This is a genomic window from Ulvibacterium sp., assembly GCF_965228935.1.
Classification (GTDB): Bacteria; Bacteroidota; Bacteroidia; order Flavobacteriales; family Flavobacteriaceae; genus Ulvibacterium.
In genome coordinates this window covers 4,439,991-4,464,248 of sequence record NZ_OZ245846.1, presented here as the reverse complement: position 1 = coordinate 4,464,248, position 24,258 = coordinate 4,439,991, and the positions used below count along the sequence as shown (strand labels likewise).

Here is a 24,258-nt window from a genome sequence, read left to right as displayed (position 1 = left end):
CCAATGAAACCATTGGACGGGATACTGGTATTAGAATTTTGCCAATTTATGGCAGGACCATCCGCAGGATTACGTTTAGCAGATTTAGGCGCAAGAGTTATAAAAATTGAGCGTCCTATTCATGGAGAAGGTGGGCGCCAAATAGCGATTAAAAACCTTTTTGTTAATGGCAGTAGTTTAGTTTTTCATACAGTGAATAGAAATAAAGAATCTTATGCCGCTAATTTGAAAGATGCGGAAGATTTGAATCGTGTTAAAAAATTGATAGCGAAAGCTGATGTTATGACACATAATTTCCGCCCAGGAGTGATGGAAAAAATAGGGTTGGATTATAGGACGGTTCAAGCGATAAACCCAAAACTGGTTTATGCAACAATTACGGGCTACGGTACCGAAGGCCCCTGGGCTAAAAAACCGGGGCAGGACCTATTGGTACAGTGCATGTCCGGGTTAGTAAATCTTACAGGGAATAAAGGGGATGGACCCGTGCCTATGGGATTGGCAACTGCCGATCTTATTACAGGGTCACATTTGGTTCACGGAATCTTGGCGGCTATCATTAAAAAAGGCAAAACCAACAAAGGTTCTTTGGTTGAAGTTAGTTTGTTGGAGTCTATGATAGATTTTCAGTTTGAAGTAATAACCACGTACTTAAATGATGGAAATCAATTACCTAAAAGAGCTAAAAAGGGATCGGCACATGCCTATTTAGCAGCTCCTTATGGAGTATATAAGACTAAAGACGGTTACATGTCCATAGCAATGGGTTCATTGTTAAAATTAGGTGAAGTTTTAGACTGTGATGAATTAAGTGTTTATACGAATTCGGATTCATGGTTTACCAAACGCGACGAAATCATGGATATTTTAAGATTCTTACTAATTCAGAAAAATACGTCTGAATGGTTAACAATGTTAGAAGCTGAAGGTATCTGGTGTTCCGATGTTTACAATTATAAAACTTTATTGGAACATGAAGCCTATAAGGTGTTAAAAATGGATCAAAAAATACGATTAAAGTCAGAAGAACAAGTACACACCACACGATGCCCTATAAAACTGAATGACGAATGCATATACGACAACAGACCGGCACCTAAGGTAGGTGAGGATACAGAAGCTATTATCAAGGAATTCAACATTTGAAAAAAGTAATATTATGCCGGAAAATACACCTTTAGAGAAACACAAAGACGTCCCGGTCTATAATACTGAAACATGGATGTACGAAGATTTTAAGATCGGACAAAAAGACCGTTCGATCAAACGCACAATTTCGGAAGGAGAAGCGATGCTGTTCAATAGCCTGGTACTGGATATGCATCCTTATGTAGGGGACCAAGTTTTTGCAAAAGAAGAAGGACTCTTTGAAAAACGGCTGGTTGCCGGTGCTATGGTCTTTAGTTTGGGTTTAGGCCTTATGGCAAACAATAATGTAAATACTTTTAGTTATGGCTATGATAGATTAAGGTTTATAAAACCTGTTTACATAGGCGATACTATATATACCATTCGTACTCATTTAAATAAAACACCAAAGTATGATGAAATGGGCTTGATAACAGTAAGCTACGAGGTATACAAACATCCAGGGGAATTGGTGCTTTATTGCGAACATTTGCAGACCGTAAAATATAGAAATTCGGAAAATTTTAAAAAATGAATTTAATAAACAAGCTCGCATCTGTTCAGATTAAAACTTGGAATGTTTATTAAAATCAACACACCTATTCGTGAAATAAATTAGGTTGAAGCGAACATAGGCCCTATTACTTTTAATCTCATAAAATTGGAGATGAATCAATAAATAATGAAACCATTAAAAGATATATTGATTATAGATTTAAGTCAATTTTTATCGGCACCATCTGCTACCTTAAGATTGGCAGATTTAGGCGCACGTGTAATAAAAGTTGAACGGCCAAAGACGGGTGATATTTGTCGTCAATTGTATGTTTCAAATGTTATATTAAATGAAGAGTCATCAGTGTTTAGGGCTATAAACAGAAATAAAGAAAGTTTTGAGGCAGATTTGAAAATCGATACTGACAAACAACGTGTCTTAAAACTTGTTGAGAGGGCCGATGTAATGGTTCATAATTTTAGGCCAGGTGTAATTGAGCGTTTAGGCTTCGATTATGAATCGGTTCGAAAAGTTAATCCTGAAATTGTTTATGGGGATATTTCAGGGTATGGCACGGAAGGTCCTTGGAAATCAAAGCCTGGACAAGATCTATTGGTGCAATCATTATCCGGTTTAGCATGGCTAAGCGGTAATGCAGGCAGTGGCCCGGTACCCATGGGCTTGGCTATCGTTGATATCTTATCGGGTTCCCATTTGGCACAAGGTATTTTGGCAGCTTTGGTTAAGAAGACTAAAACCGGTAAAGGAACAAAAGTTTCGGTAAGTATGTTGGAGTCTATTTTAGATTTTCAATTTGAAACGATAACCACTTTTTATCATGATGGAGGGCAGCCTACAGAACGTACTGCAAGTAACAATGCACACGCTTATTTAGGAGCTCCATACGGGGTGTATAAAACTGGTAATGGATATTTAGCGCTGGCTATGGGAGAGATTCCATTTTTAGGCGAATTGTTGGGTTGCAATGCTTTAATGGGTTATACTGAAGTAGCTAGTTGGTTTACGCAACGAGATGAAATCAAAACAATTTTAGCGAATCATTTAAGAACAGATACTACGGAGAAATGGTTATCGATACTAGAACCGGCAGATATTTGGTGTGCTGAGGTGATGGATTGGGACACTCTTTTTGAACATGACGGCTTTAAAGCCCTAAACATGATTCAAAAGGTAATAATGGGCGATGGTTTTGAATATGAGACTACTCGTTGCCCTATAAAAATTGATGGTGAATTACTAACCTCCGCTTTAGGCTCACCAAATCTAGGAGAGCATACACAATCGATTGTAAATGAGTTAGTTTTAGAATGATGAAAACAAATACATTTAGAATTGCGGTACGTAAATTTGATGCTTTTGAATCTGCAATTGCTAAAATTTGGACGTCATTTTGTGAAGAAACAGGTTGCAACTTAAAATTTGAAGCGGTGCCTTTGGATTTGCATCCCTTATACAACACTATTTTAAAGGAAGAAGGATTAAAAAATGGGCTTTGGGACGTTGCCTTAATAAACACGGATTGGATTGCCGAAGCCTATGCAACAAATTCAATAGAAGACTTAACACACTATATTCAAAAAAATCCTCCACAAGATTTTCCTAGTGGATGGTCTCGTTCACTTTTATCTATGCAAGAATTTGAAGGAAAAACCGTTGCATTACCCTTTCATGACGGCCCCGAATGTTTAATTTATAGAAAAGATTTATTTAACTCAGAAGAAGAACAATTAAACTTTCGAAACAAGTATGGTAAAGCTTTGGAAATTCCAAAAACCTGGGACGATTTAATAGAAGTAGCCGAATTTTTTAACAGACCTGAAAACGATCTTTATGGAACTACTTTTGCCGCATATCCAGACGGACATAATACGGTTTTTGATTTCTGTTTGCAACTATGGACACGTGGTGGGGAACTATTTGATACCAATGGGAAGATAAAAATCAATACTGACGAAGCCATAGCAGGTATGACGTTTTACAGGGAAGCGTTGAAAAATACAAATGCCATTCATCCGGATTCTCGCAATTTTGATTCGGTAAAATCTGGGATGGCGTTTGCCAATGGTAATTTGGCTATGATGGTAAATTGGTTTGGTTTTGCTTCGATGTGTGAGTTTATTGAAGACTCTAAAGTAAAGGGTAAGGTTGATATTGCCAATATACCGGCAGGGCCCAATGCGGAGGGAACATCCTTAAATGCGTATTGGATGTATGTTATCGGGGGAGGGTGTTCTAAAAAGGATATCGCATACGATTTTATTAGATATGCAGTGAATGCTAAAAATGATAAGTTGGTGACTTTAGAGGGCGCTATTGGTTGTAGGGCGTCTACCTGGATTGATGCTGAGGTCAACCAATCAGTACCCTACTATCACAAGTTAGAGGTACTACATAAAAATACACGCACATTACCTAGAAAAAGTAATTGGTCGGTTATTGCAGATGTTATAGACCAATTAGTGCTAAAAGTGATCAATACTTCAGAAGATATTACGATCATAGCAGATGAAGCACAAAATGAAATTGATAACATAGAAAGTTCAAACTATTGGAATTAATCTATAAACCAGAATTACCTAAAGAGAAACGCCCAATTTATATTATTGGAGCAGGAGGAATTGTAAGGGATGCGCATTTGCCCGCATATAAAAATGCAGGTTTTACAGTTGAAGGGATTACGAATAGAACCAAACAAAGCGCAGAAGATTTAGCAGTGACATTCGATATTCCCAATGTTTATGACACTGTGGAAGACCTGGTCGCCGCTGCTCCGGAGAACGTGGTTTTTGATCTTACATTGATGCCAAATCAGTTTGTGGCAACCTTAGAACTATTACCTGATAAAGCTGCGGTATTAATTCAAAAACCAATGGGCGATTATTATGGGCAAACTTTAGAAATTTTAGAGGTTTGTCGTAGAAAAAAACTCAAAGCAGCTATTAATTGCCAAATGCGTTTTGCACCTTACGTTATGGCTGCAAAATACTTAATCGATAAAGGATTGATCGGTGAGCTATATGATTTTGAAGTGCGATTAACCACTTATACACCATGGGAATACTTCCCGAATGTGGTTAATCATCCTAGATTGGAAATTCAACAGCATAGTATACATTACATTGATTTGATACGATCATTTTTAGGGAATCCAAGGAAGGTGTATTCAAAAACGTTGAAAAACCCGGGGAAGCCAATGTCGTCAACACGTACAACAACGATTATGGATTATAATGACGCCATGCGAGCTATTATCAATACCAATCACGACCATAATTTTGGAGAAAAGAATCAAGAGAGCTTTGTGAAATGGGAGGGTACCAAAGGGGCTGTAAAAGCGAGGATAGGTTTGCTTTTAGATTACCCGAATGGAAAGCCGGATTTATTTCAATATTGCATTGTAAAAGAGGGTGAGGACCTTAAATGGGTAGAAGTTGATTTAGAGGGTTCTTGGTTTCCAGATGCTTTTGTTGGAACAATGGCTTCTTTAATGCGATATGTTGAAGGTTCTTCTGAAGTGCTCCCAACAAGTGTCGAAGATGTTGTGCACTCTATGGCGATAGTCGAAGCAGCATATAAATCTAATAATGAAGGAGGCGTAGCCCCAAATTATAACATTTAATAAACACATTTATCATGATAGCAACTTTGTACGAAGGAAACAAAACGTTTAATGTAATCGAAAAAGAAGTTGAAGCACCACAGCCAGGAGAAGTGCGGATAAAGGTTGCCTATTCCGGCGTTTGTGGAACAGACGTGCATATTTATCATGGTATGATGGACAAACGCGTGGCAATGCCACAAACCATCGGTCATGAAATGTCGGGAACAATAGACTCCATAGGCGCCCATGTCACTGGGTTTTCTGTTGGTGACAAGGTTGTAGTACGGCCATTGGACGATAGAAAAGCAAAACCATCGGATAAAGGCTTCAATCACATTTGTGAGGAACTGAACTTCATGGGCATTGATACTCCAGGATCTATGCAGCAATACTGGAACGTACCGGCATTTACGCTACATAAGTTAAAAGAAAATACCGATTTAAAATTGGCAGCGCTAATTGAGCCTTTGTCCGTAGCAACACATGATGTGCGCTTAAGCGGGTTGGTGGCCGGAGAAACCGCCGTTGTTTTAGGAGGTGGGCCTATAGGATTACTAGTGGCTATGGTAGCTAAAGAAGTTGGGGCTAATGTTGTTGTTTCTGAAGTGAATGAAAAACGTATTGCCAAAGCTAAAGCCATGGGATTGGATGCAGTAAGTCCAATGCAAATTGATTTGGTGGATTATGTAAGGGAGAAAACCGCGGGACGTTTAGCCGATGTTGTTTTTGAAGTAGCGGGCGTACAGGCAACATTGGATATTATGACCGAAATAGCCGGTATTAGAGGTCGAATTTTGATGGTAGCTATCCATGGAGAAAAAAAGCCGGTCGATTTATTTAAATTCTTCTGGAAAGAATTAAAATTGATAGGAGCACGAGTGTACGAAAAAGAAGATTACGAAAAATCAATTGGATTGATCACAGCTAACGGACTGCCTTTCGAAGATATGATAACGGATGTGCAGCCATTAAGTAATATTCAACAGGTATTTGAAAGTATAGATAACAATCCAGACGGCATGAAGGTGCTAATGGACTGTTCATTGTAAATAATAATTATCAGTTATTTATTGATGGCTAGTTGTAAACCACTTGACCTTGCCTAAGAAAAACCAATCGTATTAAGACAGGGCTAAGCCAAAAACCAGTAACTGATCACCAAAATCAAATTACAAAAATGAGTATTTTAAAAACATTCAGTTTAGAAGGAAAAACTGCTTTGGTAACGGGTTGTAAAAGGGGTATAGGTAAGGCTATGGCTATAGGTTTGGCAGAAGCCGGAGCTAATATTATTGGCGTTTCGGCATCACTGGAGTTAAGCGGTAGTGATGTTGAAAGAAAAGTACAGGCGTTGGATAAAAACTTTTTTGCTTACCAATGTGATTTTTCCGATAGAAAATCATTGTACAAATTCATCAAGGCTGTAAAGGAAGACCATCCACAGATTGATATTTTGGTAAACAACGCAGGCACTATTTTAAGGGCACCGGCGGTTGAGCATCCAGATGACATGTGGGACAAGGTAATCGAGGTAAACCAAAACGCGCAGTTCATCTTAACCAGGGAGATAGGTAAGGAAATGGTAAAAAGGGAATCTGGAAAAATTGTTTTCACAGCATCATTGTTAACGTTCCAAGGAGGGATTACTGTTCCTGGCTATTCCGCAAGTAAAGGCGCTATCGGACAAATGACCATGGCCTTTTCAAACGAGTGGGCGGGAAAAGGTGTAAATGTAAATGCTATTGCGCCGGGCTATATTGCAACCGATAACACCGAGGCCCTAAGAAATGACCCTGTGAGAGCAGAATCGATATTATCAAGAATACCAGCCGGCAGATGGGGCAAGCCCGAAGATTTTGCAGGGCCAACAGTCTTTTTAGCTTCAGATGCCTCTGAGTATATGAATGGTTCCATAGTTCTTGTCGATGGTGGTTGGATGGGTAGATAATTAAAAAAAGAATACAATGCACATTAAATCAAGATTTTATGAAGATTATAAATTGGGCAGCAAACGCGAAACCTTAGGCAGAACAATTACGGAAACCGATTTTGTGATGCACGCAGGGCATACAGGAGATTACTTTCCGCATCATATGGATGCAGAATGGTGTAAAACACAACCTTTTAAACAACGCATTGCACACGGTACGTTAACATTTGCAGTTGGTATAGGAATGACAGCTACCGAAATAAATCCAGAAGCTTTTTCTAAAGGCTATGACCGCCTTCGTTTTGTGAAACCTGTTTATATTGGGGATACTATCCGCGTGGTGGTAACGATCAGTGAAAAAAAAGAATCTAAAAGACCAGAATTAGGACATGTAAATGAACATGTTGAAATATTTAACCAACATGATGAGTTGGTTTTAGTTTGTGACCATATTTTATTGGCTAAGAAAAAAGCCTTATAACTTCAATTAATCATAAGAAATACTATAGATGTCGGCCAATCAATCTTGAACTTAGTGGTGAATAATTGGCATGTTAGAGATATTTCACGGATATGGGCAATTTCAAAAACAACGGTCGTATCAAAAATTCCGGCAATAGCTGACAGAATGGTAAAACCTTTTATGTTTGAGAGTAATGTTAATATATGGTTAATTTATTAACTAACTGATAATAAGTATGTTGAATTCATTTCCCGATGCAAAAATTAGCAAAAATGTTCCCTAATAGATCATCCGAGGAAATCTCACCGGTAATCTCTCCAAAGTGGTATAGGGCCTGACGGATATCAATAGCGAGCAGATCCCCCGAAATTCCATTTTCCATTCCTTGTTGTACTTTTTCCACTTCTTCCAAGGCCTTCAAAAGAGCGTCGTAATGACGGGAGTTGGTTACTAGGGTCTCGTTGTTGCGCAACGCCCCGGTATTTACAAATTCCAAGAGTTTGGATCTTAATGCCTCAACGCCAACACCATTTTTTGCGGATAGCAGAAGTACATCACCAATCTCTTTTTTAATCTGTGCACTATCTTCCGCATCCAGTAAATCCTCTTTATTGGCTACCAAGACCAAGGGTGTACTGGAATACTTGTTCCGCAATTTTTCAATTTGCAACTTGAAACTTGTTCCCTGTTCCTCGAATTCAACGGCAGAGATAAGGTACAGGATAACCTGGGCCGTATTTATCTTTTCAAATGTCCGCTGAATGCCCATACCTTCCACCACATCCTGGGTCTGCCGTATCCCAGCCGTATCGATAAAACGGAAGCCGATTCCACCTATACTGATTTCGTCCTCAACGGTATCCCGGGTAGTACCGGGAATCTCCGATACCAGTGCCCTTTCTTCGTTTAACAATGCATTCAAGAGGGTGGATTTACCCACATTCGGTTCACCTACGATAGCTACTGGAATCCCATTTTTAAGGACATTGCCCACGGCAAACGAATCGATCAAACGTTTTAAGACCTGTTGAATCCTGCTTAGTAGATCCTTAAATTGATTTCTATTGGCAAATTCCACATCTTCCTCGGAAAAGTCCAATTCCAGTTCTATGAGGGAGGCGAAGTTCAATAACTCCTCGCGCAATTTTTTGATTTCATTGCTAAAGCCGCCGCGCATCTGTTGTATGGCGATTTGATGACTGGCCTCGTTCTCGGAGGAAATAAGATCGGCAACGGCCTCGGCTTGGCTAAGGTCCATTTTTCCGTTCAAAAAAGCACGTAACGTAAATTCCCCGGCCAGTGCCATTCGGCAACCTTTTCTAATGAACAATTGAATGATTTCCTGTTGGATATACGGTGAGCCGTGACACGAAATCTCGATTACATCCTCTCCGGTATAGGAATTTGGATTTTTAAATACGGATACCAAGACTTCATCCAAAACCCTTTCCCCATCCATGATATGTCCCAAATGGATGGTATGACTTTTCTGCCCGGCCAGGTCTTTCCCTGAAACGGAGCGAAAGTGTTTGGAAGATAGGACAATGGATGTCGGCCCCGAAATACGGATTATCGCAATGGCCCCGGCCCCGGAGGGGGTTGCCAAGGCTATTATGGTGTCATTATGTGACATCAGTTGAATTTCTTGCAAAAATAGTCAAAATGGAGTAGGGGAAGTGGAAATCAGAATAAGTGGGAACTTGTCCGATCCGTGGACCAAAGTGGTTTCAATCTTGTAACGAAAATGCATTTTTTGCGTCACATAGGTACATCAATCAAAAAAATCGAAAAAATGGAAATAGTAAATCAAAAAGCGGCCTTGCGGAGCGATAACTCTTTATTGGCTATCACGCATTTATCACAGTTGCTCACTTATGTAACCGGTTTTGGCGGACTGATCGTACCGCTCTTCATTTGGTTGACTTCAAAGGACAAGGTCATTGGAATGGATGAGCATGGAAAAGCCATCATCAATTTTCAATTGAGCATAATTCTTTGGATAGTCCTTAGTATTCCGGCTATTCTATTGTTCGGATTGGGAATTCTATCACTCATCTTCGTTGGAATAGTGAGCTTTGTACTTCCCATAGTCAATGCCATAAGGGCTAGCAACGGGGAATCTCCTAGTTATTTCATGACTATTCGCTTCTTTTCATAAAGTACAAATATGCACCATCAATTAGCAGGAAACGAGTTTTAGGGGTTTCTAGACCAATTGTGGATACTTGTGACCGATACTCATAATTAAGAGGGGCATATATCGGAGCAAGTTTCCAAGCCGTTTGATTTCCAATCCTGCCTGTGTGAAATCTAATATTCTTGGGATTAAAGATCCTGATAACGTCTGTTTGCTTTTTATCCCCTTCAATAGGTTTTTGGTAACCCGTACCCAGAAAAACATCAGATTCAACGATATGCTAGTTAAGGCCCAAATTATCTTCCCGGGCCAAAGCTTATTCTATGTCCTTGGAAGTATTTGTAAGACTTTTTTTGCAAATCGGTAAGTTTTGAATCCGGGATAAAGTAAAATTCCGTGGTTGAAAACTACCGTCAAAACCCTGAACATTAAACTATGGTAATCTTCTCCTATTAAAGAGTTTAAGGGATACGCCCCGATCTTTTTCATCTGGAGCAATAATTCTTTAAGTTCCGAAAAAGTGAGCTTAGATTTTATAGCTCTGATCAACAGGGCAAAAACCAGGGATTGTTGTTTAGTTCGAAGCCTTTTGAGGCACTTTTCATGGCTGGCATGAGAAGTAGACAAACTATTTATTAGTTTCGCATATTCCCTGGCTGCATTGGCAAGATCATAAATTAGATTTGTACAGTGGACAGGGTCTTTGCTGGTCATGGCAGAATTTTCAACGATGACATACCTATGTATATCAAAATCCAAAAAGGAAACCCTCTTGGTCCGCAAAAGCAGTGTTGCTGTGAAAATGACATCTTCCATCCATCGACCTTCAATAAATCGAATTTTGGATTCCAGTAAAAAACTTCTTTTAATAAAATACCACCAAACTTGATTTCTATATTGGTTCTCGGCAATATAGGCAACCCCGTCCATGACAGATAATTCATTTTCTTGGAGATTGTTCGTTGATGAATCTGAAAGATAACGATTTGTAGTGTTTATAGCTTTGAACCCGAGAACATCAAGATTGTAGACTGTGGCATATTTAAGTAATGTTCCCAAAACGTTTCTTGCCAAATAATCATCTGGGTCTATAAAATAAATATACTTGCCTTTTGCCAAATTCATACCAGTATTACGTGCAGCACCGACACCTTTATTTTTCTGATGTACTACATGGACGCAAGAGTTTTTCCGGCAATAATTATCTGCTATTTCGCCACTGGAATCCTTTGAGCCATCATCCACAATGATGATTTCATAGGTGTTCTTGGGAATATCTTGGTCAAGAAGGCTTTCAATACAGCATTCAATATATTTTTCCGAATTGTATACTGGAATAATAATACTTAGATTTACTGCCACAATTTTAATTATTATAAATTCCCTTAAACCCTAAATTTTTCGGTTTGGAAATGAGGCAATAGTAACATTCCTGTTTGACCGTAATGTTGGGAAGAATGGAAATATTTCAAATAATAAATAGAGCAGAAGTCCCATAATTTGGAACTCCCGTTTTTGATGTTAAGAGGGGTTTCATCAAAAAATACGTGGGGATTGTGTAATTTTACAATAGGCTGTTTAAAAACCCTGTACAATGTCGATGTAAAGTTGGATATTTCGATAAAGTGAAATCAACTTGAGCATTACAGCCAAGTAGGCAATCTATCCTCGTCCTTTAAGAATTGGAAGCTGAAAATCTAATTTTCAATTGTTCAACATCACGGGCATTACCAACATGGTAATATTTTCTCCTTCGTCCAGACCGTCTACCGGCGTAAGGATTCCAGCGCGATTGGGTAGGCTCATTTCCAGAGAAACGTCATCCGAACCGAGGCTGTTCAACATTTCCGTTAGAAAGCGGGAGTTAAATCCTATTTGCATGTCATCGCCCTGATAGGAACAGGTAAGCCGTTCCTCGGCCTTGTTACTGTAGTCAATATCCTCGGCGGATATGTTCAATTCGGCCCCGGCGATCTTTAAACGTATCTGGTGTGTCGTTTTGTTTGAAAATATGGAGACCCTACGGACGGAACTCAAAAATTGATTTCTGGAGATGGTCAATTTATTGGGATTTTCCTTGGGTATTACGGCCTCGTAATTTGGATACTTGCCATCGATTAACCTACATATGAGTTCCGTATCCTCAAAACTGAATTTGGCATTACTATCATTATATTCAATAGTTACTTCGGATTCGCTTCCCGCCAAAATTCCCTTTAAGAGGTTTAAGGGTTTTTTAGGCATAATGAATTCCGCAACTTGGGATGCGGACACATCGGAACGTTGGTACTTTACCAATTTGTGGGCATCAGTAGCCACAAAAGTGAGGTTCTCCGATGAAAACTGAAAAAATACCCCGCTCATCACAGGTCGCAAATCATCATTTCCGGCAGCAAATATGGTCTTTGAAATCGCTGTCGCCAAAATGTCGCCCATGACCACCGTGGAGCTTGGGTTTGCCAGTTCCACCGACTTCGGAAACTCTGCTCCATCCGCGTAGGCCAAGGCGTATTTACCATGATTGGAACTGATCTCTACGGTATTGTTATCCTCTACGACAAAGGTCAACGGCTGTTCTGGAAAAGTCTTTAGTGTTTCCAATAATAATCGTGCCGGGACGGCTATAGTACCCTCATTTTCGGAATCTACCTGTAATTTGGAGCTCATAGTGGTCTCCAGATCCGAGGCGGAGACACTTAGTTCATTTTGTTGTAGATCAAAAAGAAAATTATCCAATATGGGTAGGGTGTTGCTGTTATTGATCACTCCACCCAACACCTGTAGGTGTTTTAACAAATAAGTGCTGGATACTATAAATTTCATTCGCTGCTTTTTTACTTTTAGACCATGGGTTTAATGATGTACATCAAGAAAATTCTTCCCAACCGCATTTGAATGGGGTACCCATCGACCAATGGCAATCAAACAAAGATATTTTAAATGTATTTTTTACCGAAACAAACTTATTAACATCTAGGAGGCGTATTTTCGTTTCCTCCAGTAATTGAAAACCAGGCCAAAAATTAAGGTAAGCAGTATGGGAACCCCGATATTCATTAACTGCCATTTCATTTTTTCCTCCGCTATTTTCTGGGTATCCAGAAAAGGAATGACCACTTTTTTGGTACGGATGTTTATAAGTCCGGTATCATCCAGTAGGTAATTGAACGCGTTCACCAAAAATTCCTTGTTGCCGTAAAAATTATTGGTCCATTTGTCATAACCCAATTCAAGGGGCCTTCCATTTCGCAACTGGTTTTTTATAAGATCGCCATCGGCGATGACCAACATTTTGTTTTCATTTCCCTGTTCCAAGGTTCCCTCAAGTTTTACCGGTTTTATACGATGGGCAAAGGCTGATGTAAACTTCCCTTCGATTAAAACGGCCAATGCCTTATTCCCGTCAGTATACAAATCTTTATCCGGAGGGGTGTTCAAAACATCCAGGTTGATTTGCTTGGGGGTACCTTCCACTTTGGAAAGGGGCGAGCTACGGTAAAGTATGGTTTTTGTATTGGGGTTGCTCAGGGTGTCCATGGTGCTTGCGAATTGAAATCGCAAGGCTTCCAAATTATGGGTTATCGGATGGTCGTTTTGGGAAAATACCATGGGGTTATAGTACCAGGGTACCGGATTATATTGGGAATTATTGCCTTCCCCACTGGCCAGAACAATTTGGGTAAAATACAGATCATTGATTAAAACAGGGTTCATACGAACGCCATAGCTAAAGAAGAAGTCGTTGAGGTTTAAATCCCGGGGTAAAGCCATGGCTGTACCTCTTTCATTGAAAAGACTGTCCAGTTCCATGGCCACTTGGTCGATCAACCAAACCGATTTTCCACCATTTACAATAAATTGGTCCAGGACGTATTTTTCTTCGTCGGAAAACGCTTCCGTAGGTTTGGCGATCAGGGCAAGATCATATTGTTTGAGGTCATCCAGTGTCTTTTGGGGATTGGGGGCGACCGAGTCCAGCGTAATGGCCCCTAAATTATAGTAGTCGCGGATGGTAGATAGGAAATCCGCCATAAAAATATCCTCAAGTTCCCCGTTTCCTTTAATGACGGCAATTCGCTTCTTCTCCTTGAGCGCTATCTTGGTAAAGGCATCGGCAAAGGCATATTCCAGATGTTGTACCGAATTATTGATGCGATCTTGGGTAGTGGCCCCCAGCTTATTTTTGAGCAGGGGTACCTTTACCGTGGCATTTCTATAATTCACCATGGCCCAGGGAAAAACGATGTCCTGGGAAATGGATGTATTGTCCTCCGTGGTGACCCGGGTAGGGGTTAGCCCAAGGGATTGAAGGTCGGTAATAACGCCATCAATTTGCGCTTCCCCCTCCAAGGGATCTACAAAATTAAATTTTAAGTTGGAGTTTACTTCAGCAAATTCCTCCAATACGGATTTTGTTTCGGTCCGTAGCCTTAAAAGCTCTGGGGAAAGGTTTCCCTCTAAAAGAATATCTACGATTACAGGGCTTTCAAAACCACTTACGGCATTCATAGAGGGCTCGGATAGGGTATATCTTCCATCCTCCGTTAGATCCCAACGGATATAGAAAAAGCCGGAAATAATGTTAAGGGCTACAACTAAGATAAGGCCTTTTATAATGGATGTAGTGCCCTTCCTCATTATCGCTTTCCGTACTTAAGTTGAACTACCACCCATAGTAAAAAGAATCCCGTAACACTTATGAAATACATGAAGTCCCTACTATCCAAGACCCCCCTGGCCACACTCTCAAAATGGGCTTTCATACCCAATTCCCTAATAAATAGTCCAAATTTGCCATCAGGAATAATGGTGGCCAAGGCTTCAAAACCATAATACATGAAGAAGCACAATACAGTGGAGAGGATAAAGGCCATAATCTGATTCTCGGTCAGGACCGAAGTGAAAAGGCCAATGGCATTGTATGCTGCTGCCAGGAACAAAAGCCCTATATAGGATCCATAGACCAATCCCATATCCAGATTCCCGATGGTAACCCCCAATTGCGAAACTGTACGTGCATAAAGAAGGGTAGGCAATAAAGTGGCCAGTACCAAAACAAAGGTTCCCAAAAACTTTCCCATGACCAGTTGCCCTAGGGTTATGGGCTTGATCAGCTGTAGTTCCAAAATCCCCAATTTCTTTTCTTCGGAAAAACTTCTCATGGTAAGGGCGGGAATCAAGAACAAAAATATCCAGGGCGCCAAAAGAAAAAAGTTTCCCAAATCCGCAAACCCATAATCAAAGATGTTGAAAGGGCCTTTGAAGACCCATAGGAAAAGACCATTGAGCAAAAAGAATAATCCAATGACCAGATAGCCTATGGGCGAGGTAAAGAAGGATTGTATTTCTCTTTTAAAGATTGCCAACATAAGTCTAGTCTACCCTATTTTTTTTGGATATACTCCAAGCTTCCGGTTTTGCATCAAAAAGGACTTTGGTCTTGCTCCAGGTTTCCCTAAAAAGATCGGATTGCCGGTAGTCATCCAGGAACTTGGTACTTTCCCAATGACTATAGGTGAAAAAAATGGCGGGATTATTTATATCTTGATAAAGTTCCAACAAAGCACAACCTCCAAAACCCAGTATTTTTTGTTGGGTTTCAGCAAAAATCCGCTCAAAACTAGTAATATTTTCCTTTTTGAAAGTCAATTTTACGATACGTACCAACATTTAGAGAAAATTAATGGTTATGGTATCCCTATAGTCCAACCCCAAGAGGGTAGAGGCTCCACCTACCGTACTTAGGTTACTTTTATAAATGGCCAGTTCAATATAGCCCGAAGAATTGAAGATGGCCAACAAATCCCCAGCGCCTTTGCGCCGGTTTTTATCCAGATCAAAATTTATAATGTCGCTGTAATTATCATGGATATCCTTCAGCTTCGTGGTTCTGGCCTGAATTTCAAAATCCCTTCCCTTTCTATACCCCAGAAAAAACTTTTTGTGGATGTTCGTAACCACGTTCCCATAATTATCGATATAAATGACACTACCCGTTATTCTTTTGCTATCTTCACTTGTCCTAGGCGAAAAATCCCGTAACTCCTTGAGCCTGTTAAATGGTTTGCCCACTACTTCCAAAGTCCCCCCACGTGCGATATGGCAAGCCACCTGGACCAAAACATCCCGGGTAGGGAAAGGACCTGAAGTTGTGTTCGGGAGATGTATCTCTACCGCTTTTTCAGGTTTCAACTCGGAAGTGATAAGACCGATGACCCCGGTATTCGCGGTAACGAAATAGTGACCGTCCACCAAGACCGCAATATGTTCGTTTTCTTGGGTAGGTTCTGCGTCGACCCCAACAATGTGTATGCTTCCTTCCGGAAAATTCTTATAGGAATTCTCCAGGATATAGGCACATTCGTGAATATTGAAAGGGCTTATTTGGTGCGAAATATCAACAATTGTGGCATCGGGCAGTTCCTTGTAGATCGCACCCTTCAGTATACCGGAAAAATGGTCTTTTAGTCCAAAATCTGTAGTAAGGGTAATGATTGCCATGCAGCAATGTTGATATGTTTTTGGTTAGGCAAACTGAAATTTTACTTAAGTTTGTTGGACAAAATTAAACAAAAAAACAGCCTAACGAAACTATAATTTTCCAACCCTTAATTCTTTAAACACCACTAATTTTTGAACGAACTTATCTTAGAACTTACCGAAATCAGCCCCAGAGAGTTTTTTGGACGGCAAAATGAGAATATTGACATTTTAAAAAAGTATTTCCCCCAGCTAAAAATTGTGGCCAGGGGCAATAAGATCAAGGTTTACGGGGACGAAGAGCGACTTGAGGAATTTGATCGTCGTTTTGATATGCTGGCCGCACATTTTGCCAAATACAACAAATTGGACGAGAACGTAATCGAAAGGGTACTTACAAGTACCACCGAGGAAGATTACAGATCCTCCGATAAAAGTGGCGATGTACTGGTGCACGGTGTAAGCGGGAGACTCATTAAGGCCCAGACCGCAAATCAACGAAAATTGGTTGATGCGGTAAATGCAAACGATATGGTCTTTGCCATAGGTCCGGCCGGGACAGGAAAGACCTATACCGGAGTGGCCCTGGCCGTAAAAGCTTTAAAGGAAAAACAGGTAAAGCGCATTATATTGACTAGGCCTGCCGTGGAGGCTGGTGAAAACTTGGGCTTTTTACCTGGGGATCTCAAGGAAAAGCTAGATCCCTATATGCAGCCCTTATATGATGCGCTTCGGGATATGATTCCCTCCGAAAAACTGGCCCATTACCTCGAGAACGGTACCATACAGATTGCGCCTATGGCCTTTATGCGGGGCCGTACCCTGGACCATGCATTCGTAATTCTCGATGAAGCCCAGAATACTACACATGCCCAGATGAAAATGTTCCTGACCCGAATGGGCAAAAGCGCCAAGTTTTTGATTACGGGCGATCCCGGTCAGATAGATTTGCCCCGAAGGGTGATTTCCGGTTTAAAGGAAGCCCTCCTTATTCTTAAGGATGTGAATGGGATAGAAATGATCTATCTGGATGATAAGGACGTTATACGACATAAACTGGTCAAAAAAGTTATAGAGGCCTATAAGAATATAGAACATCAAAATTAACCGGAATATGGGCAATACGATTACGACCACCAATTTCAATTTTCCAGGCCAACAAAGTGTCTATAAAGGCAAGGTCCGCGAGGTTTATGCGCTGGAAGGAGGTGTATTGGTCATGGTAGCCACAGATCGGCTTTCCGCCTTTGATGTTGTAATGCCCAAAGGGATTCCCTATAAGGGCCAAATCCTGAATCAGATAGCGACCAAAATGATGGAGGCCACCGGGGATATCGTACCAAATTGGTTATTGGCCACTCCCGACCCCAATGTGGCCATAGGCCATGCCTGTGAACCCTTTAAGGTGGAAATGGTAATTAGGGGCTATCTTTCCGGTCATGCAGCTAGGGAATACAAGAAAGGAAAGCGAGTCCTCTGTGGGGTGCCCATGCCCGAAGGCATGAAAGAAAATGATAAGTTTCCCCAACCTATCATCACTCCGGCTACCAAAGCCGAAAAAGGAAATCATGATGAGGACATCTCCCGTGAGGATATCCTAAAAAGGGGGATTGTTAGTGAAACGGATTATGAGGTTCTTGAAAAATATACCAGGGCATTGTTCCAGCGAGGTACGGAGATTGCAGCCGATAGAGGGCTTTTATTGGTAGATACCAAATATGAATTTGGAAAGACCAAGGAGGGCAAAATAGTCTTGATCGATGAAATCCACACTCCGGATTCTTCCCGCTATTTTTACGCCGAAGGATATCATGAACGGCAGGATAGGGAAGAGCCCCAAAAACAACTGTCCAAGGAATTTGTTAGGCAATGGCTCATACAGAACGGTTTTCAGGGATTGGAAGGACAGACCGTCCCGGAAATGACGGATGAATATATCCAGACAGTATCCGAGCGATATATAGAATTGTATGAAAATATTACCGGGGAAACTTTTGTCAAAGCCGATATAGGGAATATTCAAGAGCGTATTCGGAGTAATGTGCTTTCTTGTTTAAAACGTGCTGAAAACAATTGGAATCTTTAGCATTAATTAAATAATACACTTTTTATTTGAAAAGTTGTGCAAACATGATATCGGAAACATTATACCGATGTTTATACGATACTGATAAACGCTGGATATCCCATAGTCTTTATGTTTACAGTTATTATTTTTGGGCCTTAACGATCTTAAGTGAAAAAGAACCAAAGTTTTCATAAATATATTGTGCAAGCGCATAAATAAAGAAAGCAATTCCGATCATTTCCATTGATTCTTCAAGAGTAGTAATTAGGGAGAAGGAGAAGCTATAACCTGCCTTGGCAAATTCATTGGCTCCGATTAATTCCATACCTATCGCACCGGATACAAAAAGGCTTCCTGAAAGAATGAAAAGAAACCTAGTCTTTTTAGGTAAATCCATTAGAAACCTGAGGTAAACTAGCCCAAATACAAACACTCCAATACCATAGGGAATTACCCAAGCAAAAAAAAGAAAACCAGAGGAAATATCAAATAGGCTTCTAAAGGGTAGTATTAAACTTTCGTGGAAAGAGACCATTTCATCGATAGTTAAAAATAAAAATAGCAAAGCCAGTCCTCGCCACATCAACATTTTATATAGTATTTTGCTATGCCTCGTAGAAATCACAAAAAGTAAAAAAGAACATAGAAATAGTGCCATGCAAGAGTATAACGTCGGAATGCTGGCTTCTCTATCAAAATTGAAAATTCGCAGATACTCGGCCACTAGCTGATAGCTAGTTAAATATTTTGTGAAGATATATATGAAATTCATTAATAATAAACATAGAATGATTATTAGAATGTAATTTAACAAGCGTTTGGGCGTAATTATAATTTGCATCGGATGATTTGATTTCTTGTGACCCCTTTTTATAAAGACATCAATCAGTTTTAAATTCTACTGAAAGTTAAATAATTGTTATCGAAACGTAAAATAATTTGCGATATTGCCGATTTGAGTGAAAGTTTAAATCGCAAAAGTCAATTACAAAGTAATGTGGGTAACTAATAAGAAACATAAAGGGCTTACTTTGATAGCCACTTCAAGGTTACTTCTCTTTTCTCCCGTAATTTTGCCAGTATTTTAAGGAAGGCAATAGCCGTAATATAGGCATCGCCCAAAGCGGTATGACGATCCTTTTTTGAAATATGGAACGTATCGGCGAGTTCGTCCAGGGTATAGCTTTCTTGCTGTTGAATTAGATTGGATCTGAGACGTGTTTTCTTATATAAGGTGGAGGTATCCAAATACCGGTTTTTTAAATCGGGCAGGTTCAATCGGTCTAAGGCAGCATTGATCATATGGATATCGAATAGGGCGTGATGGGCTATGATCACTGCATTTCCCAAAAAAGCCAAAAACTTTTGCAGTGCCTCTTCTTCCGGAATGGTATCCTTCCTTCCCTCCTTACGAATGCCGTGTATTTTAACCGTTTCCTCGGAATGGACCTCTTGTTCCAGATATGCTGAAAAACTGTCGGCAACGCTAATTTTAGTGTTCTGAAGTGTCAAGGCCCCAATGGACAGGATACGATCTTTCCTATAATCAAAACCCGTAGTCTCCGTATCCAACACTACAAAGCGGGCCTGTTGCAAATTTTCCGTTTGTTTTTTTTGGAACAAAGCTTCATATTCCTTCCAATACGAAGGAAAATCGCTCCTCTTTTTTTTATTGAAAAGTCCCATTAGCCCAATAAGTTGGATACTTGGAACCGGACGGAAAGCAATTCCTGTATTTCCTTTATCGTCTTAAAGGTCCGTTTCAACTTTATCCTTTCTTCTTTGTTCAATTTTTCCAAGGCGATATATCTTCCGGAGTCATGATGCAGCAACCCCTGTTTTGTCCTAAACTTCAGTAGTGCCTTGGTCGCATAGGAACATGCCAAGAAAAGTTCACTGTTCTTGGGTTCCAATTCAGCCAATTTTTCATAGCGTTCCCAAGTATTGCCGATTCCTTTTATGGAATGGGACAAAATCAGTACCCGAGCCGCATCGATTAACGGCATCAGTGCCCTTCGTTTTAGATCAAAAAAATCCTTGTGCGCCCCATCCTGCTCCACCAAAAATTGACGAAAGAATCCTGTTGGACTCGGGTTTTGCAATGCACCACTGGCAAGATGTAGAAAGAAAATAGGATAGGTTTCGGTGTGCTGAAAAATATGTTCGGATAACTCATTTACCACTTCTTTGTCCCCATAGGTAACATTGTAATCAAAAAAAATGGAGGACATAAGCACTTCGTCCGGCCCGGGATTAACGATCCAGTGTGATACCTTATCTTTCCATTCCTGCAAACTAAGACACCATTTGGGGTTGGAAGCCATCATCTCGGCAGGACAGTAATCGAACCCAATAACATGGAGCCCATGGGTTACGTGCTTGGCGAAGGTCAGGAAGTATTTGGCAACCTTGGCCTTTTGATTTTCCGGAACATCTTCAAAAAGTAGGGCATTGTCTTGATCGGTATGCAACATTTGTTCACTACGTCCCTGACTGCCTATGGACAACCATGCGAATTTAACTGGCGGGGTTTTCTTCATTTTTTTCAATGAAATGGTAATGACCTGCTTAATACAGGTATCATTGAGTTCGGATATTATTTTGGCGGTCAGTCCCATAGGAATATTTTGATCCAAATGGCCCTTTAAAAGATGTTGGATGCTTTTTCGTAAAGGTTTTATCTGCTTGTATTTTTTTGCCCGCTTGATCGCTTTTACCAACACCGCGGGATTGTCCCCCAAGGATACCATGACGTCATGTTTGGAAAGGATTCCCACCGCCTTGGTATGCGGTGTGCCATCGCGGGTGAGCACCAAGTGACTGATGTTGCTTTTCATCATGGCCATTTGGGCCTGGGTCACGGTCATTTTTCTGGGATAGGTAATCACGGGATGCGACATTATTTCCGAGGCAGGGGTTTCTATGGAATAGAGGCCTGTTACGATTTTATTTCTCAGATCCTTATCCGTGATGATACCCACGGGCAGCTCGTTTTCTATCACCAAAATAGATCCGATTCGGTGTTTGGTCATAGTCTCGGCTACCTGTTTCATGGTGGTGTTGGGGGCACAGCCTACCAACTTTTTGGAATAGTTTACGGGTTGTAGATCCAACAACTTTACCTCAGGGTTTATGTTTTGGGCATTTTCGTTCCCATAGAGTTTTCCCCGATGTACTTTGGAGTAGGGGTTACGGGTGTTGGACGCAAAACTTTCGATAAGAAAATTTCCTACCTCCTCATTTTCCTTGGCATAAGGTTTAAATAAGGCGATAGGGATGCCGTATAAGATGCTTTCTTCATGGGCCCGGGCCTCCAATTTGTAGTTTTCGTTGGCCATTAAGGGACGAAGGCCAAAAATATCCCCCTCGTCGCAGATATCCACAATTTCGTTATTGGCAATTTTTCGAAGGGCAATGGCCCCTTCATGTACGATATAAAAATAATCGTGTGGGATCCCGTCCTCCGAAAAAACCAAGCCGCCTTTTTCATGATAGATGATGACCACTTGTCGGGACAAACTATCCAATTTTGATTTTTCCAATACATTGAAGGGGGGAAAGTCTTTGAGAAAATCGGCCACCCTTTCCGAGATGGTATTTTGCATACCGTGGTTTTATAGCTAAAGTTACTTCATGATTCGGAAAGAAAGGAAAAAAGACCACAAATTATGGTTTGGATGCTATCAATGGATTTGGTGATGGGACACAGAAAATATAAAAAAGACATCGGCATCTGGTTTAATGCGGGTAGGGTATATGGTGCATTTCATCGAAGGAATTTGCCAATAATCTATTTTGTAGATTAATTTCTATGTTACTGGCAATAAATCCTACAAAATAAAGTTGAATAAAGGCAAAAAGAATCAAAACCATTCTTAATTTAACTTATTTTCTATGAAAACTTCCCCCAACCCTTACATCTACAAAAGCAATATCAGATGTCTGTTTAGGCCAAATTTTTTTGTTCGGCCATTCAGATGCTTTCCTATGTGATTCCATAGTTACTGATTGAAACACTCATATAGTCAGTCCCCCAAGCGATTTTCTTCATCGGGATTAACGTCCGTCAGTTACCATAACAGTTATGTTAAACGACTTCTCTCGGTAAGAAAGGCTTTTTAGCCTAATAAGCCCACGGATAACTGCCTTGTTCGTTGCGCGAAACGTGTCGATTCAAGACTAAGGCTTGACCCTAAAAATGGAAGTGGTCGGATCCTATCCCCAACGGAAAAAATAATCAAGAAACATTCATGTAATACAATAGACCAAAATGAAATCAATCGTAAAAATTCTAAAAATGAAATCAATTCTAAAGTTTTCCTTGTTGTTTTTAGGGACATTTGCCTTTGCCCAGAACAATTTGATCGATACGTCAACATGGACCGTGGGTAACGGCTCCGTAGATGGTTTTTGGAGGCTAGGTAGCGATTCCGAGAACGTAAGGGAAATGGGGGTCGATCCCCATGGCAATACTTCGGTGCTGTGGAAGGCGGTTCCGGATGCAGGCGATAATCAGGACGGTGGATGGAATTCACCCTATATGTCGGCTGACCATACCAAGACCTATCGCTTTACCGTATGGATAAAAAAGACGAACTCTAATGATGGCTCCACATATTTTGGCCCGTATGCCTATGACGCCGACGACAATGCCAATAGCCGGCTTCTGGATGGAACCGTAAATGTAAACCCTTATTTTTTTGCGGGTGATCTACCCCAATTGGACACCTGGTACCTTTTGGTCGGGTTTCTACGCGAGAGCGGGTATTCCTCATTGGTAAGTGAGGGCGGCATCTATGATTTGAATGGTATTAAGGTACAAAGTATTACCGACTTTAAATTTTCATCAACTTCGACCCAGATGCGGCACCGGGCCTATCTATACTACGATACCAATACGGCGGATCGCCAATTTTTCTGGGGGCCTACCATTTACGAGGTCAATGGCCAGGAACCCTCGATTCAGGAACTACTGGATTCTGGCACAAGTGGTAGTGGTAGTGAGGGAACTCAACAGACTGTTTGGAGTACCTCAGGTAATGATATTCATTACAACGATGGGAATGTGGGTATCGGCACTACATCGCCTACCGCAAAATTGGAAGTGAACGGAAGCAGCATGAAATTGGGAGGATTCCACACCCAGACCACTTTGCGCATTGAGGCGACCGATGAATCCGGGGCTCCCGCCAAAGCAGTGGGGATAGAATTGCATGGCTATGAAGGCCGAAGCAAAGGGATATATATAACGGATAAGGACACCGATCATCAATGGTTCATTGGAGAGGGATACAATTATCAAGGTATAGGTATCGGTTATTCCACAAGCGACCAGATGGAATATGGGACAAATACAAAGTTTTTTATAGGAACCACGGGAAATGTTGGCATTGGTACTATGGATCCAGATATGTACAAGCTTGCGGTAAAGGGCAAGATCCGTGCCGAGGAGATCAAGGTGGAGACCGGTTGGGCGGACTATGTGTTCACCGAAGGTTATGACCTGCCTACATTGGAAGAAGTGGAAAAGCATATCCAAGAAAAAGGCCACCTGATCAATATCCCATCCGCTTCCGAAGTGGAGGCCAACGGCATCGAACTCGGAAATATGGACAGACTGCTCCTGGAGAAGATCGAGGAGTTGACGCTGTACATCCTACAACAAGAGAGGCAACAAAAACGATTGGAACAACGGACATACCAACTGGAAAAACAGATTCGGGACTTGAATACCAAAATGAAACCCCGAAAAGCAAAAGTTTGTTCCCGAAATGGACAAGGCGGCATTCCCTATTTGAGGTAACGGTTCTAATGGCTGGAGTTAGTTATTATTAATGTAACTACTTGATTTGCAAAATTTTGTAATTAAAAAATGGGAAATCTCCTTATCTGGCGTTACCGGCAGGTCAAAAGAAAATTTAACCGAATAAAAGA

Annotated in this window: 22 protein-coding genes; 12 read left to right on the top strand and 10 right to left on the bottom strand. The window is 40.7% G+C overall.

The annotated features are described in order from the left end of the window. Window positions 1-3 precede the first annotated feature (3 nt). The 8 genes from ACO06Y_RS18820 (at window position 4) to ACO06Y_RS18785 (ending at window position 7,657) form a co-directional block, all read left to right on the top strand. The gene (locus tag ACO06Y_RS18820; RefSeq protein WP_422080574.1) at window positions 4-1,146 is read left to right on the top strand and encodes a CaiB/BaiF CoA transferase family protein; all 1,143 of its coding nucleotides are present in this window, start codon (window positions 4-6) and stop codon (window positions 1,144-1,146) included. A gap of 13 nt (window positions 1,147-1,159) precedes the next feature. Beyond that, a complete protein-coding gene (locus ACO06Y_RS18815) occupies window positions 1,160-1,663 on the top strand; it encodes a MaoC family dehydratase (RefSeq protein ID WP_422080573.1) in 504 nt (167 codons plus the stop codon). Between the two features lie 147 nt (window positions 1,664-1,810). After that, a complete protein-coding gene (locus ACO06Y_RS18810; RefSeq protein ID WP_422080572.1) occupies window positions 1,811-2,956 on the top strand; it encodes a CaiB/BaiF CoA transferase family protein in 1,146 nt (381 codons plus the stop codon). Then, the gene (locus ACO06Y_RS18805; protein WP_422080571.1) at window positions 2,953-4,203 is read left to right on the top strand and encodes an extracellular solute-binding protein; all 1,251 of its coding nucleotides are present in this window, start codon (window positions 2,953-2,955) and stop codon (window positions 4,201-4,203) included. The genes ACO06Y_RS18810 and ACO06Y_RS18805 overlap by 4 nt, the downstream gene beginning before the upstream one ends. After that, entirely contained in the window at window positions 4,194-5,264 is a 1,071-nt protein-coding gene (locus tag ACO06Y_RS18800; protein WP_422080570.1) for a Gfo/Idh/MocA family protein, read from the top strand. The genes ACO06Y_RS18805 and ACO06Y_RS18800 overlap by 10 nt, the downstream gene beginning before the upstream one ends. 14 nt (window positions 5,265-5,278) lie before the next feature. Then, on the top strand, window positions 5,279-6,295 hold the full coding sequence (locus ACO06Y_RS18795; RefSeq protein ID WP_422080569.1) for a zinc-dependent alcohol dehydrogenase: 1,017 nt from the start codon (window positions 5,279-5,281) through the stop codon (window positions 6,293-6,295). 134 nt (window positions 6,296-6,429) lie between these two features. After that, window positions 6,430-7,194 (top strand): SDR family NAD(P)-dependent oxidoreductase, encoded by a 765-nt coding sequence (locus tag ACO06Y_RS18790; protein ID WP_422084196.1) that lies wholly within the window; start codon window positions 6,430-6,432, stop codon window positions 7,192-7,194. Between the two features lie 16 nt (window positions 7,195-7,210). After that, the gene (locus tag ACO06Y_RS18785) at window positions 7,211-7,657 is read left to right on the top strand and encodes a MaoC family dehydratase (protein ID WP_422080568.1); all 447 of its coding nucleotides are present in this window, start codon (window positions 7,211-7,213) and stop codon (window positions 7,655-7,657) included. A gap of 226 nt (window positions 7,658-7,883) precedes the next feature. Here ACO06Y_RS18785 and mnmE read toward each other — a convergent pair whose 3' ends face one another. Next, entirely contained in the window at window positions 7,884-9,272 is a 1,389-nt protein-coding gene (mnmE, locus tag ACO06Y_RS18780) for a tRNA uridine-5-carboxymethylaminomethyl(34) synthesis GTPase MnmE (RefSeq protein ID WP_422080567.1), read from the bottom strand. A gap of 159 nt (window positions 9,273-9,431) precedes the next feature. Between mnmE and ACO06Y_RS18775 the strand changes: the two genes are divergently transcribed. Beyond that, window positions 9,432-9,797: a DUF4870 domain-containing protein gene (locus ACO06Y_RS18775; protein ID WP_422080566.1), complete on the top strand. Its 366-nt coding sequence runs from the start codon at window positions 9,432-9,434 to the stop codon at window positions 9,795-9,797. Window positions 9,798-10,097: 300 nt separating this feature from the next. Here ACO06Y_RS18775 and ACO06Y_RS18770 read toward each other — a convergent pair whose 3' ends face one another. The 6 genes from ACO06Y_RS18770 to ACO06Y_RS18745 form a co-directional block, all read right to left on the bottom strand. Further along, entirely contained in the window at window positions 10,098-11,138 is a 1,041-nt protein-coding gene (locus tag ACO06Y_RS18770) for a glycosyltransferase (RefSeq protein ID WP_422080565.1), read from the bottom strand. 342 nt (window positions 11,139-11,480) lie between these two features. Beyond that, a complete protein-coding gene (dnaN, locus tag ACO06Y_RS18765; protein ID WP_422080564.1) occupies window positions 11,481-12,599 on the bottom strand; it encodes a DNA polymerase III subunit beta in 1,119 nt (372 codons plus the stop codon). A 150-nt stretch (window positions 12,600-12,749) separates the two neighbouring features. Beyond that, window positions 12,750-14,414, bottom strand: coding sequence for a gliding motility-associated ABC transporter substrate-binding protein GldG (gldG, locus tag ACO06Y_RS18760; protein WP_422080563.1), 1,665 nt, complete (start codon window positions 14,412-14,414; stop codon window positions 12,750-12,752). Continuing rightward, entirely contained in the window at window positions 14,414-15,145 is a 732-nt protein-coding gene (gene gldF / locus ACO06Y_RS18755) for a gliding motility-associated ABC transporter permease subunit GldF (protein WP_422080562.1), read from the bottom strand. The genes gldG and gldF overlap by 1 nt, the downstream gene beginning before the upstream one ends. 4 nt (window positions 15,146-15,149) lie before the next feature. Continuing rightward, window positions 15,150-15,446, bottom strand: a complete 297-nt coding sequence (locus tag ACO06Y_RS18750; RefSeq protein WP_422080561.1) for a putative quinol monooxygenase — start codon at window positions 15,444-15,446, stop codon at window positions 15,150-15,152. Then, window positions 15,447-16,277 (bottom strand): SAM hydrolase/SAM-dependent halogenase family protein, encoded by an 831-nt coding sequence (locus ACO06Y_RS18745; protein WP_422080560.1) that lies wholly within the window; start codon window positions 16,275-16,277, stop codon window positions 15,447-15,449. Between the two features lie 132 nt (window positions 16,278-16,409). Here ACO06Y_RS18745 and ACO06Y_RS18740 point away from each other — a divergent pair, with 132 nt between their 5' ends. Together ACO06Y_RS18740 and ACO06Y_RS18735 are read left to right on the top strand one after the other, a co-directional pair. Beyond that, window positions 16,410-17,363, top strand: a complete 954-nt coding sequence (locus ACO06Y_RS18740) for a PhoH family protein (protein WP_422080559.1) — start codon at window positions 16,410-16,412, stop codon at window positions 17,361-17,363. Window positions 17,364-17,370: 7 nt separating this feature from the next. Continuing rightward, complete coding sequence (locus tag ACO06Y_RS18735; RefSeq protein ID WP_422080558.1) at window positions 17,371-18,342, top strand: phosphoribosylaminoimidazolesuccinocarboxamide synthase; 972 nt, start codon at window positions 17,371-17,373, stop codon at window positions 18,340-18,342. Window positions 18,343-18,466: 124 nt separating this feature from the next. On the opposite strand, the gene ACO06Y_RS18730 is transcribed toward ACO06Y_RS18735, so the two are convergent. From ACO06Y_RS18730 to ACO06Y_RS18720, 3 genes are all read right to left on the bottom strand, one after another. Further along, a complete protein-coding gene (locus ACO06Y_RS18730) occupies window positions 18,467-18,889 on the bottom strand; it encodes a hypothetical protein (RefSeq protein ID WP_422080557.1) in 423 nt (140 codons plus the stop codon). Between the two features lie 461 nt (window positions 18,890-19,350). After that, the gene (locus ACO06Y_RS18725) at window positions 19,351-20,010 is read right to left on the bottom strand and encodes a PolC-type DNA polymerase III (protein WP_422080556.1); all 660 of its coding nucleotides are present in this window, start codon (window positions 20,008-20,010) and stop codon (window positions 19,351-19,353) included. After that, window positions 20,010-21,929, bottom strand: coding sequence for a DUF294 nucleotidyltransferase-like domain-containing protein (locus tag ACO06Y_RS18720; protein WP_422080555.1), 1,920 nt, complete (start codon window positions 21,927-21,929; stop codon window positions 20,010-20,012). The genes ACO06Y_RS18725 and ACO06Y_RS18720 overlap by 1 nt, the downstream gene beginning before the upstream one ends. A 692-nt stretch (window positions 21,930-22,621) precedes the next feature. Here ACO06Y_RS18720 and ACO06Y_RS18715 point away from each other — a divergent pair. Further along, window positions 22,622-24,127, top strand: coding sequence for a hypothetical protein (locus ACO06Y_RS18715; RefSeq protein ID WP_422080554.1), 1,506 nt, complete (start codon window positions 22,622-22,624; stop codon window positions 24,125-24,127). Window positions 24,128-24,258 lie beyond the last annotated feature (131 nt).

Bases quoted from the DNA above. Each gene is read 5' to 3' on its own strand.
- ACO06Y_RS18815 (WP_422080573.1), top strand. From the start codon at position 1,160: ATGCCGGAAAATACACCTTTAGAGAAACACAAAGACGTCCCGGTCTAT.
- gldG (WP_422080563.1), bottom strand. From the start codon at position 14,414: ATGAGGAAGGGCACTACATCCATTATAAAAGGCCTTATCTTAGTTGTA.
- ACO06Y_RS18810 (WP_422080572.1), top strand. From the start codon at position 1,811: ATGAAACCATTAAAAGATATATTGATTATAGATTTAAGTCAATTTTTA.
- ACO06Y_RS18720 (WP_422080555.1), bottom strand. From the start codon at position 21,929: ATGCAAAATACCATCTCGGAAAGGGTGGCCGATTTTCTCAAAGACTTT.
- ACO06Y_RS18735 (WP_422080558.1), top strand. From the start codon at position 17,371: ATGGGCAATACGATTACGACCACCAATTTCAATTTTCCAGGCCAACAA.
- ACO06Y_RS18820 (WP_422080574.1), top strand. From the start codon at position 4: ATGAAACCATTGGACGGGATACTGGTATTAGAATTTTGCCAATTTATG.
- dnaN (WP_422080564.1), bottom strand. From the start codon at position 12,599: ATGAAATTTATAGTATCCAGCACTTATTTGTTAAAACACCTACAGGTG.
- mnmE (WP_422080567.1), bottom strand. From the start codon at position 9,272: ATGTCACATAATGACACCATAATAGCCTTGGCAACCCCCTCCGGGGCC.
- ACO06Y_RS18745 (WP_422080560.1), bottom strand. From the start codon at position 16,277: ATGGCAATCATTACCCTTACTACAGATTTTGGACTAAAAGACCATTTT.
- ACO06Y_RS18795 (WP_422080569.1), top strand. From the start codon at position 5,279: ATGATAGCAACTTTGTACGAAGGAAACAAAACGTTTAATGTAATCGAA.
- ACO06Y_RS18785 (WP_422080568.1), top strand. From the start codon at position 7,211: ATGCACATTAAATCAAGATTTTATGAAGATTATAAATTGGGCAGCAAA.
- ACO06Y_RS18715 (WP_422080554.1), top strand. From the start codon at position 22,622: ATGAAATCAATTCTAAAGTTTTCCTTGTTGTTTTTAGGGACATTTGCC.
- ACO06Y_RS18750 (WP_422080561.1), bottom strand. From the start codon at position 15,446: ATGTTGGTACGTATCGTAAAATTGACTTTCAAAAAGGAAAATATTACT.
- ACO06Y_RS18775 (WP_422080566.1), top strand. From the start codon at position 9,432: ATGGAAATAGTAAATCAAAAAGCGGCCTTGCGGAGCGATAACTCTTTA.
- gldF (WP_422080562.1), bottom strand. From the start codon at position 15,145: ATGTTGGCAATCTTTAAAAGAGAAATACAATCCTTCTTTACCTCGCCC.
- ACO06Y_RS18805 (WP_422080571.1), top strand. From the start codon at position 2,953: ATGATGAAAACAAATACATTTAGAATTGCGGTACGTAAATTTGATGCT.
- ACO06Y_RS18725 (WP_422080556.1), bottom strand. From the start codon at position 20,010: ATGGGACTTTTCAATAAAAAAAAGAGGAGCGATTTTCCTTCGTATTGG.